The sequence below is a fragment of the Streptomyces sp. NBC_00328 genome (genome assembly GCF_036139655.1).
Taxonomy (GTDB): Bacteria; Actinomycetota; Actinomycetes; order Streptomycetales; family Streptomycetaceae; genus Streptomyces.
The window spans coordinates 3,308,952-3,325,293 of the sequence record NZ_CP108013.1 but is presented as its reverse complement, the minus strand read 5'-3'; the positions used below and the strand labels follow the sequence as shown (position 1 = coordinate 3,325,293).

Here is a 16,342-nt window from a genome sequence, read left to right as displayed (position 1 = left end):
AACCGGTCCGGACGCGTTCCCGTCCGGACCGGCCGGCCCGGACCGCCCGCCTCCGGCAGCGTTCCCGATGATCAGGGAGCTTTCGGAGGCGGGCGGTCCGGTCTTGTGGGTCACCGGCCAGGCGGATGAATGTTTGAATGCCGGAGTGACTGACTACGACGTGCTGCGGGTCTTCTGCGGACCAGGCGGCGGGTATGGCAATGAGCTCTGTGTCGTGCGCGAGGGCTCGGTGATGCCGGACCGCGCCGAACGGCAGGAGTTCGCCGCGAAGCTCGGCTTCAGCGAGACCGTGTTCGTCGACGACCCCGAGCGCGGGATCATCGACATCTACACCCCTTCGCTGCGGCTGCCGTTCGCCGGACACCCGTGCGTCGGGGTGGGATGGCTGCTCGACGTGCCCGAACTGGTCACGCCCGCCGGTGTGGTGGGGGTCCGGCTGGACGGAGAGTTCAGCTGGATCGAGGCGCGGGCCGAGTGGGCGCCGCCGAGGACGCTGCGGCGGCACGGGACCGCGGCCGAGGTCGAAGCGCTGGCCGTGCCGCCGTCGGGCGAGTGGATCTACGCCTGGGCCTGGGAGGACGAGGCCGCCGGCCGGGTGCGGGCCCGCGCCTTTCCCGGCCGCAACGACGGCATCGAGGAGGACGAGGCCACCGGAGCGGCGGCGTTGTTGCTGACCCAGCAGCTCGGCCGGGCCCTCAACATCACCCAGGGCGTCGGTTCGCAGATCCTCACCGCACCGCAGCCGGGTGACTGGGTCGAGATGGGCGGCCGGGTCCACCTCGAACGCTGAAGCGGTGCGGCCGGGGCGGCCGCGCCCTTCGGGGGCGCGGGGAACTGCGCGATCGGCCCCCACCAGCCCGCAGGCGTACGGACCGGGTGGTTCCCCCGCACCGGGGGAACCACCCGGGGACACGGGCCCGGAGCACTCCGGCGGCCGGGGCCCGGGTGCTGACCCCGCGCCCGGGGCGAACCCTCAGGCGGTCAGCGGGAACTCTTCGCCGAGGGCCCTGAACACCCCGGTGTTCAGCGCGAACGCCCGCTTGCACTCCGCCACGATCCGCTGCTTCTCCAGGTCGTCGGCCCGGACCCCGTCCAGCAGCTCGCAGTACTCCCGCTTGAACGCGGCCGGGTTGGAGATGTCCTCGAAGACGTAGAAGCGGACCCCGTCGCCCTTGCGGCTGAAGCCCCAGGTCCGCTCCGCCCTGCCGCGGATGATCTGGCCGCCGGAGAGGTCGCCCAGGTAGCGCGTGTAGTGGTGGGCCACATAGCCGCCCGGCCATGCGAGGGCACACTCCGTGACCCGGTCCGCGTAAGCACGGGTCGCGGGCAGCGCGCTGAGCGTGTCCCGCCAGTCCGGCCCCCGCAGGTGGGCGAGGTCGCGCTCCAGGGCGGTGCGGCGCAGCAGCTCGGGCCGCAGGAACGGTCCGGCCACCGGATCGGCGGCCAGCCGCTCGGTCCCCGCCTCCAGTGCCTCGTACACGAACCACAGTTGTTCCGTGTAGCGCGCGTACGCCTCGACGCCGAGCCGGCCGCCGAGGAGGTCGCTCATGAACGTCGAGGTCTCCGCCTCGGTGTGCTGTTCGTGCGACGCGGTGCGGATGAGCGTCGAGAAGGGTGTGCCCGCCGGGTCCGTGGTGTCCGGCGTGCTCAGCGTGTCCGACGCGTTCATGGGGCCTCCGGAGCCGGTGAGGAAGGGCGAGAGCCGTTGCGAGATCAGTCGAATCTTCTATGGTTAGGCTTACCTAAGTCAATACTCTTCCCGACGTGCTGTCGGTAAAACCGTACCCCGATCGCGGGCCGTGCCCACATGGGAAAACCCGCCCTGTGGACAGGGCGGGTTTCAGTGATTGCGGGAACTCCGGGCGGCTACGGCAGGGTCAGGATCTCCGCGCCGCTCGCCGTGACGACGAGGGTGTGCTCGAACTGGGCCGTGCGCTTGCGGTCCTTCGTCACGACGGTCCATCCGTCGTCCCACATGTCGTAGTCGTGCGTGCCGAGCGTGAGCATGGGCTCGATGGTGAAGGTCATCCCGGGCTGCATGACGGTGGTCGCCTGCGGGTTGTCGTAGTGCGGGACGATCAGCCCGGAGTGGAACGAGGAGTTGATCCCGTGCCCGGTGAAGTCACGGACGACCCCGTACCCGAAGCGCTTCGCGTACGACTCGATGACGCGCCCGATGATGTTGATCTGCCGTCCCGGCCTGACCGCCTTGATCGCGCGGTCGAGCGACTCCCGGGTCCGCTCCACGAGGAGCCTCGACTCGTCGTCGACGTCTCCGACCAGGTAGGTCGCGTTGTTGTCGCCGTGCACACCGCCGATGTAGGCCGTCACGTCGAGGTTCACGATGTCACCGTCGCGCAGCACCGTGGAGTCGGGGATGCCGTGGCAGATGACCTCGTTGACCGAGGTGCACAGCGACTTGGGGAAGCCGCGGTAGCCGAGGGTCGAGGGGTAGGCGCCGTGGTCGCACATGTACGCGTGCGCCACCCGGTCGAGTTCGTCCGTCGTCACACCTGGCGCGATGAGCTTGGCGGCCTCGGCCATCGCCCGCGCGGCGATCCGTCCGGCGACACGCATCGCCTCGATCGTCTCGGGCGTCTGCACCTCCGGTCCGGTGTACGGCGTGGGGGCGGGCTTTCCCACGTACTCGGGGCGCCTGATGTTTCCCGGCACGGGGCGGGTGGGAGAAAGCTCCCCTGGTACGAGCAGCGACTGGCCAGACATGGCAGCGAGTCTAACCAGCGGGCATGGGGGAACATGTCCCTGGCGAAAGGAGCTGGTGATGGCCCTGTTCAAGAAGCGGACGGTCGGCAAGCCCGGCGAGTGGTACTACTGCCTGGAGCACAAGAAGGTCGAGGAGGGGCCCGAGTGCCCCGCCAAGGACCGCTTCGGCCCGTACGCCACCCGTGGGGAGGCCGAACACGCGATGGACCTCGCGCGGGAGCGGAACCTCGAATGGGAGACCGACCCGAAGTGGCACGACGCGTCGGGCAAGGCGCCGGACGCCGAGGACGACTGAGGCGGGTGCCCCGGCCGGCCGCGGCACCGGGTTCCGGGACGGCCGACGGCTGACCGCCGGGGCAGGGCCAGGGGTCCTGGGCGGACCCTCGTACGCGCTCGTCAGGACGCGGTCACCGGAGGTGCGGGGCGGGATCCCCTCCGCCCGCGCGGAGCGCCCAGGAGCTCCGTGCGGCTCCACGCGTGGCGCCCGCCTCCGGCGATGGACCGCAGGGACGGTTTCGCCGCCTCGTGCGAGGACTGGTTCACGGGGCCGACGACCCCGCGTCGGCCGCGACGCTTCCGGCGGGCGCAGGGGCGGCCCTGCGGCCCCGGCCGAGTCGTCGGCCTCGCCGGGAAGGGCGAGGGGGAGAGGGAGGGACAGGGCCCGCTACCACCGGTGCGACGGTGGGGCCGTCAACTGGTCCGCGAGGCGGGACAGGCGGTCGCGGAAGCGGTGGCGGCCCCGGGGCGAGGGCAGCGCGTTCTCCCCGGCGGCCGCGCTGACCAGATGCTGCACGGTGTCGAGGTCGAGCTCGGGGTCCTGCGGCACCGCGAGCGACTCGTGGGCCAGCGCCGGCAACTCGCCCTCCCCGTGGGACAGGGCCAGTACCGTCGCCCCGGCCCGCCGGGCGCCGTGCACCCGCTCCAGCAGCGCGTCCCCGGGAACGTCCGGCGCCACCACGAGCAGGGTCTCGCCGCGCCGGGCCGCCTCGATCCGTCCGAGGCCCACCGCGAGGTGAGCCGGATCCGACTGCCGCGCCCCGTGCCGCACCAGCGTCGGCGACAGCTCCGGCGTCCCCGACCAGGCCGCCTCGTCCACGAGGTGTGCCGCGAGGTGCCAGGGCTCGTACGCCTCGGAACCGACCAGCAGCAGACCGCCGCCGTGCGACACCACGGACCCCCGCAGCGTTCCCCCGAACCGCCGTGTCGCACCCAGCCATTCGGTCCCGGCAAGCACTTCGCGCAGCAACGCGACCCGTACGGCATCCATGGCCGCATCCTGCCGCAACGGGCCACTCGTGACCCGGAGTTCACCACGAATTCGCCCAAGTTGGGCAGAAGTCCACACCACCGACCCCATGAGTGACCGCAGCAGGGAGCCCGGCCATGACACAGTCGAGCGCAGAGACCGGCACCGGTACGGACGGCACGACCGGCCCCGGTACGGACGGGACGACCGGCACCGGTACGGGCACGGCGACGGGCACCGATCCCGCGGTGAGCGTCCCCTTCCGCGCCGGGCGCGAGGGCTACGCCAGCTTCCGGATCCCCGCCGTCGTCGCCACCCGGACCGGCACACTGCTGGCCTTCTGCGAGGGCCGGGTCGGCTCCGCGAAGGACCACGGGCACATCGACATCGTGCTCAAGCGGTCCGGGGACGGCGGCCGGACCTGGGGCCCGCTCCAGGTCGTCGCGAACAACGGGACCAACCTCGCCGGCAACCCGGCGCCCGTCACCCTCGACACCGGCCGCGTCCTGCTCGTCCACGTCCGCAGCGCCGCCGCCGCCACCGAGGACGCCCTGCTGCGCGGCAAGGTGAAGGCGGCCGACGGGCGGCGCGTATGGGTGCAGCACAGCGACGACGACGGACGCACCTGGTCGGCTCCCAAGGAGATCACCGCACAGGTGAAGAAGGCGGGCTGGCGCTGGTACGCCACGACACCGGGGCACGCGCTCCAGCTCGGCTCCGGCCGGGTGGTGGTCCCCGGCAACCACACCCTGCCGCCCACCGGCACGGACAACGGCACCGAGGCGAAGTACAACAGCGGGCACTGTCTGCTCAGCGACGACCGCGGGGCGACCTGGTACCTCGGCTACCTCGACGAGAACACCAACGGCTACGTCAACGTCAACGAGACCACCGCCGCAGAACTCCCCGACGGCCGCGTCTACTTCAACACCCGCAACGACTCCCCGTCCCCCGGCAACCGCGCCGACGCCCACTCCCTCGACGGCGGCAGAACCCTGGTCAAGCCCTTCCGCCCGCAGGCCGGCCTGGTCACCCCGGTCGTCCAGGGCAGCCTGCTCCAGCTCCGCGACCCGGACCTGCTCCTGTACTCCGGTCCCGCGGACCCGGATCTCCGCGCCCTGATGACGGTCCGCGCCTCGGCCGACGGCGGCACCACCTGGCGGTCCGCGCTCACGGTGGACGGGCTGCCCGCCGCGTACTCCGATCTGGTCCGCGTCGACACCGCGACGGTCGGACTCCTCTACGAGACGGGCGACTTCGGCGCGTACGAGACGATCACCTTCCGGCGCCTCCCGGTGACCGCGCTCGGGTGACCGTCCTCACCCCGGGCGCTCGGCCGACCCGGACGTCCTGGCGCGGCCCGCGCACGTAAAGTCGGCCCATGACCTCTACTGACAGTGCACAGAAGGCCCCCGCCAAGGACCCCTGGGACCTGCCCGACGTGTCCGGGCTCGTTGTCGGCGTGCTCGGCGGCACCGGTCCGCAGGGCAAGGGCCTCGCCTACCGTCTCGCCAAGGCGGGACAGAAGGTGATCATCGGCTCGCGCGCCGCCGACCGCGCACGGGCCGCGGCCGAGGAGCTCGGCAACGGTGTGGAGGGAGCCGACAACGCGGAGACCGCGCGGCGCAGCGACATCGTGATCGTCGCCGTGCCGTGGGAGGGCCACGGCAAGACCCTCGAATCGCTGCGCGAGGAACTGGCCGGAAAGCTCGTCGTCGACTGCGTCAACCCGCTCGGCTTCGACAAGCAGGGCGCGTACGCGCTGAAGCCGGAGGAGGGCAGCGCCGCCGAACAGGCCGCCGCCCTGCTGCCCGGCTCCCGGGTCACCGCGGCCTTCCACCACCTCTCCGCCGTGCTGCTCGCGGACCCGGAGATCGAGGAGATCGACACCGATGTGATGGTCCTCGGCGAGGTGCGCGCCGATGTCGAGATCGTCCAGGCCCTCGCCGGCCGCATCCCCGGTATGCGGGGTGTCTTCTCCGGCCGGCTGCGCAACGCCCATCAGGTCGAGGCCCTGGTCGCCAACCTGATCTCGGTGAACCGGCGCTACAAGGCACACGCGGGCCTGCGGGTGACGGACGTCTAGGGTCTGTCGTCCCGGCCGACGGCGGTGCCCGGGGGTGCGCCACCCTCCGGCTCCCGTGGGGGACACTGGTGCCGAAGCAGTGTCCCCCCGACAGGAGCCGACCCCATGCCCCGCCTCGCTCTCTACGCCCTCGCCGTCTGTCTGCTGTCCGTGGCCGCGGCCGTCGTCTCGTTCGTCCAGGGCAGCTGGCTGGGCATCGTGTGGGTGCTGCTGGCGGGCCTGTCGTCGAACATGACCTGGTACTACGCACGGCGGGGCAGGGCGTAGCTTCTGGGCAGGGCGTGGCCGCCGGGCAGGGCCCGGCGGCCGGGGACGCGGGTTCCCGCCCCCCGCCCTGTCAGGAGGACCGCAGGCAGATATCGCTGTTCGACTCCCAGAAGCGGTAGAGCCACTGTCCGCAGTCGGTGTCCCGGCCGTCGATGCCCAGGCCGCCCAGGACGGCGTCGATCAGGTGGAAGAACTCCCGGTTCACCGACGGGATCCACAGCAGCCCGAACACCGCGATCAGCCCGAACGGCGCGAAGGGCTCGACCTGACGGCGGACTCCGTACGACAGCCAGGGCTCGATCACGCCGTAGCCGTCCAGGCCCGGGACCGGCAGGGAGTTCAGGATCGCGGCCGTGACCTGGAGCAGCGCGAGGAACGCCAGCGCGTAGCGGAAGGCCGGGGGGACGCCGTCCAGGGCGTGCAGCCAGAACGGGGCCGTGCACACGACGGCGAACAGCACGTTCGTCAGCGGGCCCGCCGCCGAGATCAGGCTGTGCTTCCAGCGGCCCTGGATACGGCCCCGCTCGATGAAGACCGCGCCGCCCGGCAGACCGATGCCGCCCATGATCACGAAGAGCAGCGGCAGCACGATGCTCAGCAGCGCGTGCGTGTACTTCAGAGGGTTCAGGGTCAGATAGCCCTTGGCGCCGATCGAGATGTCGCCGCTGTGCAGCGCGGTGCGGGCGTGCGCGTACTCGTGCAGGCAGAGGGAGACGACCCAGGCCGCCGTCACGAAGAGGAACACGGCCACGCCGGGCTGCTCGGCGAAGCCCGTCCACGCCGCCCAGCCGGTCACCCCCATGACGGCCACGATGCCGACGAAGACGGGGCTGATCCTCCGGTCACTGCGGCGGGTCGCGACGGTGGTCATGGGGCTCCCTGGACTGGCTCGGCCGACGATCGTGTGCTGGAGACTGCCCGACCGTACCGGGCTCATGCGGAAAACGTCTCGCCATGGGGCATCGGTTCCGGGGAGGCTGGGGGAATGGGGCTGTGGCGGGTGTTCTACGCGGACTGGCAGATGGAGTGCTGCGGCACCCCCTTCTCGGTCGGGGACGAGGTGACCTGGCCTCTCCTGCTGGACGAAGGGGGCGAGACGCTCGGCGGCGGCTGGTCCGGGGCGCTCAGCGCGATCACGGCGACGCCGGAGTACGTGCGCGACGACGGAGCCGAGATCCGGGTGCTGCGCGCGGACGACGGCCTGGTCGTCGCCCTGCGCAGCGATCCCGACGATGAGGCCGCAGACATGGGCACGGGCAGGGGCAGTGGCAGGGGCAGGAGCAGGGGCACCGGCACCCTTACCGGTACCGGTACGGACCGCGACGGATCGGGGCCGGGTCCCGGCCGACGGGTCGCGAGGAGCGGTCTGCTCACCGTCGAGCGGCACGGTGCCCGGTGGCCCGAGACGACCGGCACGGTCCGTACGATCCACCTGGTGCACCAGGACTTCGCGGAGACCGCGCCCGGCTCGCGCACCTTGGAGCCGGTGCCCGCGTCGCGCTCGTTGGAGGCCGTGGACCGCAGCCCCAGGTGGTTCGGCGAGGGCCGGGCCGGAGTCCTGGCCGAACTGTACGTACCCGGCTCCCGCACCTGACGCCACCGGAGACAATGGACCCCGTGCGCTACCGCATTCTCGGCACCACCCAGGCACTCCGCCCCGACGGCACGCCCGTCCCGGTCGGCGGGGCGCGGCTGCGTGCCCTGCTGACCGTTCTCGCGCTGCGGCCCGGACGGACGGTTTCCGCAGCCGTCCTGGTCGACGAGGTGTGGGACGGCGACCCGCCCACCGACGCGACAGGAGCGCTGCAGGCATTGGTCGGGCGGTTGCGTCGGGCCATCGGCGCGGACTCCGTCGCCTCGGCCGACGGCGGTTACCGGCTCGAAGCCGCGCCCGACGACGTCGACCTGCACCGCTTCGAGCGACTCGCCGGTGAAGGCAGCCGGGCCGCCGCCGACGGGGACCCGGCCAAGGCCGCCGTCATCCTCGACGACGCCCTGGCTCTGTGGCGCGGCCCCGCCCTCGCGGACCTGCCCGACCGCACCGCTGAGGCAGCCCACTGGGAAACCCGTCGCCTGCACGCCCGGCACGCCCGCCTCACCGCGGCGCTGGCCCTTGGACACGCCGAATCCGCCCTTCCCGAACTGACCGCCCTGTGCGACGCCCACCCCCTGGACGAGCCCCTCCAGGTCCTGCGTCTCCGCGCTCTGCGCGAAGCGGGCCGCACGGCAGAGGCCCTGGCCGCGTACGAGGACGTACGACAAGCGCTGGCCGATCGCCTGGGATCCGACCCCGGCTCGGAGCTGCAGTCCCTGTACGGGGAGCTGCTCCGCCCTGCCGGGGCCGGCGGCGGGGCGCACACGCAAGGCGCGGAGGCTCGCTCCACGGGGGTTGATCATGGGGTTGATCACGACCTCGTCGAGCGGCGTGCCCGCCCCGTGTCACCGCCCCCCGGCAACCTCCGTGCCCGGCTCACCTCCTTCGTGGGACGTGAGAAAGACATCGATGCCATCCAGGGCGATCTCGCGACCGCCCGGCTCGTGACCCTGCTCGGGCCCGGCGGCGCGGGCAAGACACGGCTGTCGCAGGAGACGGCCGAGGCCCTGGCCCCCACCCTGCGGGACGGGGTGTGGCTGGCCGAACTGGCCCCGGTGGACGACCCGAAGGCCGTGCCCGAGGCCGTACTGACCGCCGTCGGCGCCCGCGAGACCGTCCTGCGCGGAGCCGGTGCCGAGGAGATGCGTGTCGTGGCCGACCGGCACGACGACCCGCTCACCCGGCTCACCGAACACTGCGCCAAGCGCCGGATGCTGATCGTCCTCGACAACTGCGAACATGTCGTCGACGCCGCCGCGCACCTCGCCGAGGCCCTGCTGGAACGCTGTCCCGGTGTGACCGTGCTCGCCACCAGCCGTGAACCCCTCGGTGTACCGGGGGAGTTGCTGCGCCCGGTGGACCCGCTGCCGGAGCCCGTCGCACTGCGGCTGCTCGCCGACCGGGGTGCCGCGGCCCGGCCCGGCTTCCGTGTCGAGGACGACCCCGGGGCGGCCGCCGAGATCTGCCGGCGCCTCGACGGCCTCCCGCTCGCCATCGAACTCGCCGCCGCCCGGCTGCGGATGCTCACCCCGCGCCAGATCGCCGACCGGCTCGACGACCGGTTCCGGCTGCTGACCTCGGGCAGCCGTACCGTGCTGCCCCGGCAGCAGACCCTGCGCGCCGTCGTCGACTGGTCCTGGGACCTGCTCGACGAGACCGAACGGGACACCCTCGGGAGGCTGTCGGTGTTCGCGGGCGGCTGCGACCTCGCCGCCGCCGAGGCCGTCTGCGGTCCCGCCGCGCTTGACGTCCTCGGCTCGCTCGTCGACAAGTCCCTTGTCGTCGCCGCCCCTTCGGGCGAAGCGGACCTGGAGATGCGCTACCGGCTGCTGGAGACCGTCGCCGAGTACGCGCGCGAACGCCTCGACGAGTCAGGGGCCCGCGAGGCCACCGAGCGCGCCCATCTCACGTACTACCGCGAACTCGCCCGCACCACCGACCCGTTGCTGCGCGGCCCCGGACAGCGTGCCGCGATCGACGTCATCGAGCGCGAGTACGAGAACCTGCGCACCGCCCTGCGGCACGCCGTCGCCGAACGCGACGAGCAGGAGGCGCTGTGCATGGTCCTCTCGCTGGCCTGGTACTGGCAGATCCGCGACCAGCGCGTCGACGCCCGTGCCTGGTCCATGGAGGTGATGGGCCTCGGCCCCGACCCCTTCGCACCGCCCGCGCGCCCGGCCGTCCCGCTGTACGAGCGCTGCACGGACGCGCCGCCGCCGATGCGCGAGGAGGTCCTCGAAGAGGCCCGGCGCGGCGTCCACCTCGTCCATCTCGCCTATATGGACATGGACATGGGGGCCTGGCAGACCCCGGAGGCCCAGGAGAAGCTCCGTACCATCAGCGTGACCTACGAGCCCGGGATGCCGCAGACCTGCCGCACCCCCGGCTACCTCTGGTTCTACGCCGTGCTGCTCACCGGCACGATGGAGCGGTTCACCGAGGTGATCAACAAGACGGTCGACACCTGCCGCGAACTCGGCTACGACTGGGAACTGGCCACCGCCCTCCAGATGCGCGCCAACATCCTCGCCAACCGCACCGACATGGCGGGCGACGCCACCGTGGACGCCGACGAGGCGCTGGAGCTCTTCAGGCGCATCGGTGACGCCTGGGGCGCCGCCGAATCCCTCTCCGCGCGCGGGGAGGCCCATGAACGCAAGGGCGACTTCCGGGCCGCCGCCGCGGACTACGCGGAGGCGGGGAAGTACGCCGAGCGTCTGGGCGCGCGCGCCCAGACGGCCGTGCTCGACGTCCGGCTCGGCTGCATGTACATGGAGCTGGGGGAGGCCGAGCGCGGCGAGCGGATGATCCGCGACGTCCTCGCGAACGGACACGGCGCCCACAACGAGGCCATGCCGGCGGCCCACCTCCTCCTCGCGACCTGGCTCGGCCGCAGTGGCCGGATCGATGAGGCGCGTGAGCAGATACGGCTGCTCCGACAGGACTTCGGGGCCGGCTCCTTCGTCCTGTTCGACGGGTTCATGCTCGGCATCGAAGCCTGGCTGGACGCGATCGAGGGGCAGAGCGAGAGCGCCCTGGACAAGGTGCGCGTGGCTCTGGAACGGTCCGCCGACCGGCTGTCGCGGATGATCGCGCCGCACATGCCCTCCGCCCATCTGACGACGGCCGCCATCGCCCTCGGCGAACTGGACGGCGGCCGTCGCGCCCCGGACGCGGCCCGGCTGCTGGGCGCCGCGGACGCCCTGCTGCCGCCGGGCCACTTCGCCGGTCCCATGGAGGTCGAGGTGCGCGAGCGGGCCGAGGCGGGCGCGCGGGCCGTGCTCGGCGACGTGGCGTACGAGGCGGCATACGCGGAAGGCGGTGGCCTCTCCCTGGAGGAGGCCACCGCCCTCATCTGAGGCGCGGACGCGAACCGGCGCGCCCCGGCCCCGGTGACGGAGCCGGGTCCGTGCGTCGGACGTCAGCTCTTGGTGCGGAACTTGTGGATGGCGATGGGCGCCATCACCAGCGTGAGGGCCGCCGACCAGGCGAGCGTCACCCACAGGCCGTGCGCGACCGGACCGCCCACCATCAGCCCGCGTGCCGCGTCCGCGAGGGAGGACAGCGGGTTGTACTCGGTGAAGTTCTGCAGCCAGCCCGGCATCGACTTGGTCGGAGCGAAGATCGACGAGCCGAACTGGAGCGGCATCAGCACCAGGAAGCCCATCGCCTGCACGGACTGCGCGCTCTTCATGATCACGCCGAGGGTGAGGAACACCCACATCAGAGCTGAGCCGAAGACCGCCGACAGGCCCACGGAGGCGAACAGACCGGGCCAGTTGGTGATGTGGAAGCCGACCAGGACGCCGACGATCATGAGGACCGCGGTCGCGATCAGCATCCGCATCACCTCGACCGCGATCTTGGCGAAGAGCACCGAGCCGCGCCCGATCGGCAGGGACCGGAACCGGTCCATGACACCGGAGTTGAAGTCGGTGTTGAAGCCGGTGCCCACCCCCTGGGCCATGTTCATGCCCATCATGGCCATCAGGCCGGGCACGACGTACTGGACGTACGCCTCCTGCCCGCCGCCGAGCGACTGCCCGATCGAACCGCCGAAGACGTAGACGAACAGCAGCGTGAAGATGACCGGGAACAGGATCGCGTCGAACATCGACTCCGGGTCCTGGCGGATCCACAGCAGGTTGCGGCGGATCAGCGCGCCGGTGTGGCGGGCGTGCGCGCGGGGCGAGATGCGGGGGTCGGCCTCGACCGTGAGGGGGGCTTCGACAACGGCGGTACTCATACGGAGACCTCCTCGTAGGCGCGGGCGGGGTTCTCGTCCTGCGGGGCACTGGCCTTGTGGCCGGTGAGGGAGAGGAACACCTCGTCCAGACTGGGCAGTTCGGTGGAGATGGAGGCGATGGTGATGCCGCGGGCGGTGACCGCGCCGACGACGGCGGTGAGCTGCTCGTCGCTGAGGATCGGGACCAGCACGCTGCCGGTCTCGCTGTCCACGATCGTCGTGGCGAGGCCGGTGAGCCCCATCTCGTCGAACATGGAGGCCAGCGGGCGCAGTTGCAGCGGGTCCACCGGGCGGATGCGCAGCGTCCGGCCGCCGACGCGGGCCTTCAGCTCGTCGATCCGGCCGCTGGCGATGACCTTGCCGCGGTCGATGACCGTCAGCTCGGAGGCGAGCTGCTCGGCCTCCTCCATGTACTGGGTGGTGAGCAGCACGGTGACGCCGTCGGCGACCATGCGCTTGACCTCCTGCCACACCTCGTTGCGGGTGCGCGGGTCGAGGCCGGTCGTCGGCTCGTCCAGGTACAGCACGGCCGGGCTGCCGATCATCGAGGCGGCGAGGTCGAGCCGGCGGCGCATACCGCCGGAGTACGTCGACGCCGGGCGCTTGGCGGCCTCGGTGAGGGAGAAGCGCTCCAGGAGCTCGTCGGCGCGGCGGCGGGCCTCCTTGCGGGGCAGGTCGAGCAGCCGCCCGATCATGTAGAGGTTCTCCCAGCCGGGGAGCTTCTCGTCGACCGAGGCGTACTGGCCGGTGAGGCCTATCACCCGGCGAAGCTGCCGGGGCTGCTTCAGCACGTCGAAGCCGGCGACCGTGGCCGTGCCGGCGTCGGGGGTGATGAGGGTGGACAGGCAGCGGACGAGGGTGGTCTTGCCGGCGCCGTTGGGGCCCAGTACGCCGAGGACGGTGCCCTCGCGCACATCCAGGTCGATCCCGTCCAGCGCCTTGGTCTCGCCGTAGTGCTTGACCAGCCCCCGTACGGTGACGGCGCTGCGGCCGGTCGCAGCTTGCCGGGGCGTGTTGTCGATTCGCGTCATGTCCATCAAGGTGCCAGGCGCCACCGACAAACGACCGACAGGCCGCCTACAGAACCCGACCGTTACCGATAGGTCGCCGACAGTCGTCCGGCGGGACGCGGATATGCGGCGACAACCCGCCGACAGGACGCGAGAACGGCGACAACCCGCCGACGGGGGAAGATCGGCGGGTTGTCTCTGGTGCCGCAGTGGCTCGGTGCCTCGGGACCCCCCGTGTCCTGGGGGTTCCGAGAGGTTCAAGGGACCCGGCGTCCCATCGGCCGCGAGGGCCGGGGTCCCGGCTGTCGGGGTGTCTCAGTGGACGGAGTGCTCCTCCAGCGGGAACGTCCCGCCGACGACGTCCTCGGCGAACGCCTTCGCCGCGTCGCCCATGATGCCGCGCAGGTCGGCGTACTGCTTGACGAACTTCGGCATCTTGCCGCCGGTCAGGCCGAGCATGTCGGTCCACACCAGGACCTGCGCGTCGGTCTCGGCGCCGGCGCCGATGCCGACGGTCGGGATGTGCAGGATGCGCGTGACCTCGGCGGCGAGCTCCGCCGGGACCAGTTCGAGGACGACGGCGAAGGCGCCCGCGTCCTGGACCGCCTTGGCGTCCCGCAGCAGCTGCTGCGCGGCCTCCTCGCCCCGGCCCTGGACGCGGTATCCCATGGAGTTCACGGACTGCGGGGTCAGGCCGATGTGCGCCATCACCGGGATGCCGGACTCCACCAGCAGCTCGATCTGGCGGTGCGAGCGCTCGCCGCCCTCCAGCTTCACCGCGCCCACCCCGGCCTCCTTGACCAGGCGGGTCGCCGAGCGCAGCGCCTGCACCGGACCCTCCTGGTAGGACCCGAAGGGCAGGTCGCCCACGATCAGAGCGCGGCTGGTGCCCCGGACGACCGCGGCGGACAGCATGGTCATCTCGTCCATGGTGACGGGGACGGTCGTCTCGTACCCCAGGTGGCAGTTGCCGGCCGAGTCGCCGACGAGCATGACCGGGATGCCGGCCTCGTCGAAGACGGACGCGGTCATCGCGTCGTAGGCGGTGAGCATGGGCCACTTCTCGCCGCGCTCCTTGGCGGCGGTGATGTCGCGCACCGTGATACGGCGGGTGCTCTTGCCCCCGTACAGCGCCTTGCTGCTGCCGGCGGCCTTGAGGACACCCTCCGCAGGCTGCTTCTGGGCAGCCGAAACCTGCGTCATCGCAACGGCTCCTTATGTCATCTCGAGGCACCCTGACGGCGTCCCCGGATCACCCCCCATGGTGGCACTTCGTGCTACGCGAGGCTAGACCGGGCCCGCCCGGCCCGATGTCGTTCACGCCACGCTCACCCCGCCCGCCCCGCCTTCCCCTCGTCCTCCCCTCCGCCTCCGTCCGGAGTCCTAGGTCTCTTCGTAAGTTCTGCGTAAAGCATTTCCGATACGAGACGGTGCCGTATCGAAATTCCTCTAGGGTGGTCGTCATGACAACTTCCGCTCCTCCGCTCGAACGACGAGTTCCCGAGGCGGTGCACAGGCGCCGCTGGGCGATCCTCGGCGCGCTCATGCTGAGCCTGCTGATCGTGGTGCTCGACAACTCCATCCTGAACGTCGCGATCAAGACGATCTCGACCCCCGCGCCCACCGGGCTCGGAGCCACCCAGGGCGAGCTGGAGTGGGCCATCAACGCCTACACGCTCGTCTTCGCCGGTCTCCTGTTCACCGCGGGCCTCCTCGGTGACCGGCTCGGCCGCAAGAAGGTGCTGCTCGCCGGTCTCGCCGTCTTCGGCATCGGTTCCGCGCTGGCCGCCGAGTCCGGCTCGCCCGTCCAGCTCATCGCGTTCCGTGCGCTCATGGGTCTCGGCGCCGCCTTCGTGATGCCCGCGACCCTCGCCATCCTCATGAACGTCTTCGAGCGCGACGAGCAGCCCAAGGCCATCGGCATCTGGGCCGGCGGCGTCGGCCTCGCCATCGCGATCGGCCCGATCACCGGCGGCGTGCTCCTCGACCACTTCTGGTGGGGCTCGGTCTTCCTGATCAACGTGCCCATCGTGGTGCTCGCGATCGGCCTGATGATCTGGCTGGTCCCCGACTCCCGCGACCCGAACCCGGGCCGCCTGGACCCGGTCGGCGTGGTCCTCTCGATCATCGGCCTCGTCCTGCTCGTCTACGGCATCATCAAGGGCGGCCAGCTCGCCGACTTCACCGACCCGCAGGTCCTCGCGACGATCGGCGCCGGACTCGCCGTCCTCATCGGCTTCGTGCTGTTCGAGAAGCGCAGCGACCACCCGTCCATCGACGTCACGTACTTCAAGAACAAGGTCTTCTCGGCGGCGATGTCGGCCATCGCGCTGGTCTTCTTCGCGCTGATGGGCGTGACCTTCTTCTCGGTCTTCTACACCCAGAGCGTGCGGGGCTACTCGCCGCTGCAGACCGGCCTGCTGATGCTGCCGCTGGCCGTGGCCCAGCTCATCTTCGCGCCGCGCGCCCGGCTGGTCGTCGACCGTTTCGGCAACCGCGCCACCTGCACGGCGGGCCTGGTGCTGATCGCCGCGACGCTGGCCGCGTTCGCCACCCTGGAGGCGGACACCCCGATCTGGCTCCTCGAAGTCATCTTCTTCCTGATGGGCACCGGCATGGCGCACATCATGACCCCGACCAGCGTCGTCATCATGCAGGCGCTGCCGCGCGAGAAGGCCGGCTCCGCGTCCGCGCTGAGCAACACCTTCCGCCAGGTCGGCGGCGCTCTCGGTATCGCCGTCCTCGGTTCCGTGCTCTCCACGGCCTATCGCAACGGCATCGAGGACAAGCTCAGCCTCGTCCCGGCCCCGCTGCGGCACACCGCGGGCGAGTCCATCGAGGCCACCCTCGGTGTCGCCGCCAAGCTCGGCCCGCAGGGCAAGGCCCTCGTCACCCCGGCGAACGACGCCTTCCTGCACGCGATGCACGTCACCGCCCTGTGCGGCGCGGGTGTCGCGGTCATCGGCGCGGTGGTCGTCGCGCTGTTCCTGCCCGGCCGTCCGGCGGACGGGCAGGAGGGCAAGAAGGAGGAGGCCGAGCTGGTGACGGCCGACCTCGGACAGGACTGACACGCGCGTACGCGACCGTGGGCACCCTCGACCGGGGTGCCCACGGCGGGGCGCGTCGCGCGGTGTGCCGCCACCGCTGTGAACGGGGGAGAATGACACCT

The 16,342-nt window shown here is 71.6% G+C and carries 15 protein-coding genes; 8 read left to right on the top strand and 7 right to left on the bottom strand.

Annotation, left to right across the window (positions count from 1 at the left end; all coding sequences use genetic code 11):
- Positions 1 to 145: 145 nt before the first annotated feature.
- Positions 146 to 790 (top strand): PhzF family phenazine biosynthesis protein, encoded by a 645-nt coding sequence (locus OG485_RS14545; protein ID WP_328668742.1) that lies wholly within the window; start codon positions 146 to 148, stop codon positions 788 to 790.
- Positions 791 to 973: 183 nt separating this feature from the next.
- Here OG485_RS14545 and OG485_RS14540 read toward each other — a convergent pair whose 3' ends face one another.
- Positions 974 to 1,669, bottom strand: coding sequence for a biliverdin-producing heme oxygenase (locus OG485_RS14540; RefSeq protein ID WP_328668741.1), 696 nt, complete (start codon positions 1,667 to 1,669; stop codon positions 974 to 976).
- Between the two features lie 197 nt (positions 1,670 to 1,866).
- Positions 1,867 to 2,724 carry a type I methionyl aminopeptidase gene (map, locus tag OG485_RS14535; RefSeq protein WP_328668740.1) on the bottom strand — a complete coding sequence of 286 codons (858 nt, stop codon included), beginning with the start codon at positions 2,722 to 2,724 and terminating at the stop codon, positions 1,867 to 1,869.
- 58 nt (positions 2,725 to 2,782) lie between these two features.
- Here map and OG485_RS14530 point away from each other — a divergent pair, with 58 nt between their 5' ends.
- Positions 2,783 to 3,019, top strand: coding sequence for a hypothetical protein (locus OG485_RS14530; RefSeq protein ID WP_328453116.1), 237 nt, complete (start codon positions 2,783 to 2,785; stop codon positions 3,017 to 3,019).
- A gap of 369 nt (positions 3,020 to 3,388) precedes the next feature.
- Here OG485_RS14530 and OG485_RS14525 read toward each other — a convergent pair whose 3' ends face one another.
- Positions 3,389 to 3,991: a hypothetical protein gene (locus tag OG485_RS14525; protein WP_328668739.1), complete on the bottom strand. Its 603-nt coding sequence runs from the start codon at positions 3,989 to 3,991 to the stop codon at positions 3,389 to 3,391.
- Positions 3,992 to 4,107: 116 nt separating this feature from the next.
- Between OG485_RS14525 and OG485_RS14520 the strand changes: the two genes are divergently transcribed.
- From OG485_RS14520 to OG485_RS14510, 3 genes are all read left to right on the top strand, one after another.
- Positions 4,108 to 5,283 carry a sialidase family protein gene (locus OG485_RS14520; RefSeq protein ID WP_328668738.1) on the top strand — a complete coding sequence of 392 codons (1,176 nt, stop codon included), beginning with the start codon at positions 4,108 to 4,110 and terminating at the stop codon, positions 5,281 to 5,283.
- Between the two features lie 68 nt (positions 5,284 to 5,351).
- On the top strand, positions 5,352 to 6,056 hold the full coding sequence (gene npdG / locus OG485_RS14515; protein WP_328668737.1) for an NADPH-dependent F420 reductase: 705 nt from the start codon (positions 5,352 to 5,354) through the stop codon (positions 6,054 to 6,056).
- A gap of 105 nt (positions 6,057 to 6,161) precedes the next feature.
- Positions 6,162 to 6,323: a hypothetical protein gene (locus OG485_RS14510; protein ID WP_328668736.1), complete on the top strand. Its 162-nt coding sequence runs from the start codon at positions 6,162 to 6,164 to the stop codon at positions 6,321 to 6,323.
- A 70-nt stretch (positions 6,324 to 6,393) separates the two neighbouring features.
- On the opposite strand, the gene OG485_RS14505 is transcribed toward OG485_RS14510, so the two are convergent.
- The gene (locus OG485_RS14505) at positions 6,394 to 7,194 is read right to left on the bottom strand and encodes a site-2 protease family protein (protein WP_328668735.1); all 801 of its coding nucleotides are present in this window, start codon (positions 7,192 to 7,194) and stop codon (positions 6,394 to 6,396) included.
- Positions 7,195 to 7,308: 114 nt separating this feature from the next.
- Here OG485_RS14505 and OG485_RS14500 point away from each other — a divergent pair, with 114 nt between their 5' ends.
- Positions 7,309 to 7,917, top strand: a complete 609-nt coding sequence (locus OG485_RS14500; RefSeq protein ID WP_328668734.1) for a DUF6578 domain-containing protein — start codon at positions 7,309 to 7,311, stop codon at positions 7,915 to 7,917.
- A 14-nt stretch (positions 7,918 to 7,931) separates the two neighbouring features.
- Positions 7,932 to 11,276, top strand: a complete 3,345-nt coding sequence (locus tag OG485_RS14495) for an AfsR/SARP family transcriptional regulator (protein WP_328668733.1) — start codon at positions 7,932 to 7,934, stop codon at positions 11,274 to 11,276.
- A 62-nt stretch (positions 11,277 to 11,338) separates the two neighbouring features.
- Here OG485_RS14495 and OG485_RS14490 read toward each other — a convergent pair whose 3' ends face one another.
- The 3 genes from OG485_RS14490 to panB all read right to left on the bottom strand — a co-directional run bounded on the left by OG485_RS14490 (position 11,339) and on the right by panB (position 14,376).
- The gene (locus OG485_RS14490) at positions 11,339 to 12,163 is read right to left on the bottom strand and encodes an ABC transporter permease (RefSeq protein WP_328668732.1); all 825 of its coding nucleotides are present in this window, start codon (positions 12,161 to 12,163) and stop codon (positions 11,339 to 11,341) included.
- Positions 12,160 to 13,194 carry an ATP-binding cassette domain-containing protein gene (locus OG485_RS14485; RefSeq protein ID WP_328668731.1) on the bottom strand — a complete coding sequence of 345 codons (1,035 nt, stop codon included), beginning with the start codon at positions 13,192 to 13,194 and terminating at the stop codon, positions 12,160 to 12,162. The genes OG485_RS14490 and OG485_RS14485 overlap by 4 nt, the downstream gene beginning before the upstream one ends.
- Positions 13,195 to 13,488: 294 nt before the next feature.
- Positions 13,489 to 14,376: a 3-methyl-2-oxobutanoate hydroxymethyltransferase gene (gene panB, locus OG485_RS14480; protein ID WP_328668730.1), complete on the bottom strand. Its 888-nt coding sequence runs from the start codon at positions 14,374 to 14,376 to the stop codon at positions 13,489 to 13,491.
- A gap of 260 nt (positions 14,377 to 14,636) precedes the next feature.
- Between panB and OG485_RS14475 the strand changes: the two genes are divergently transcribed.
- Entirely contained in the window at positions 14,637 to 16,241 is a 1,605-nt protein-coding gene (locus OG485_RS14475) for an MFS transporter (protein WP_328668729.1), read from the top strand.
- Positions 16,242 to 16,342: the final 101 nt, after the last annotated feature.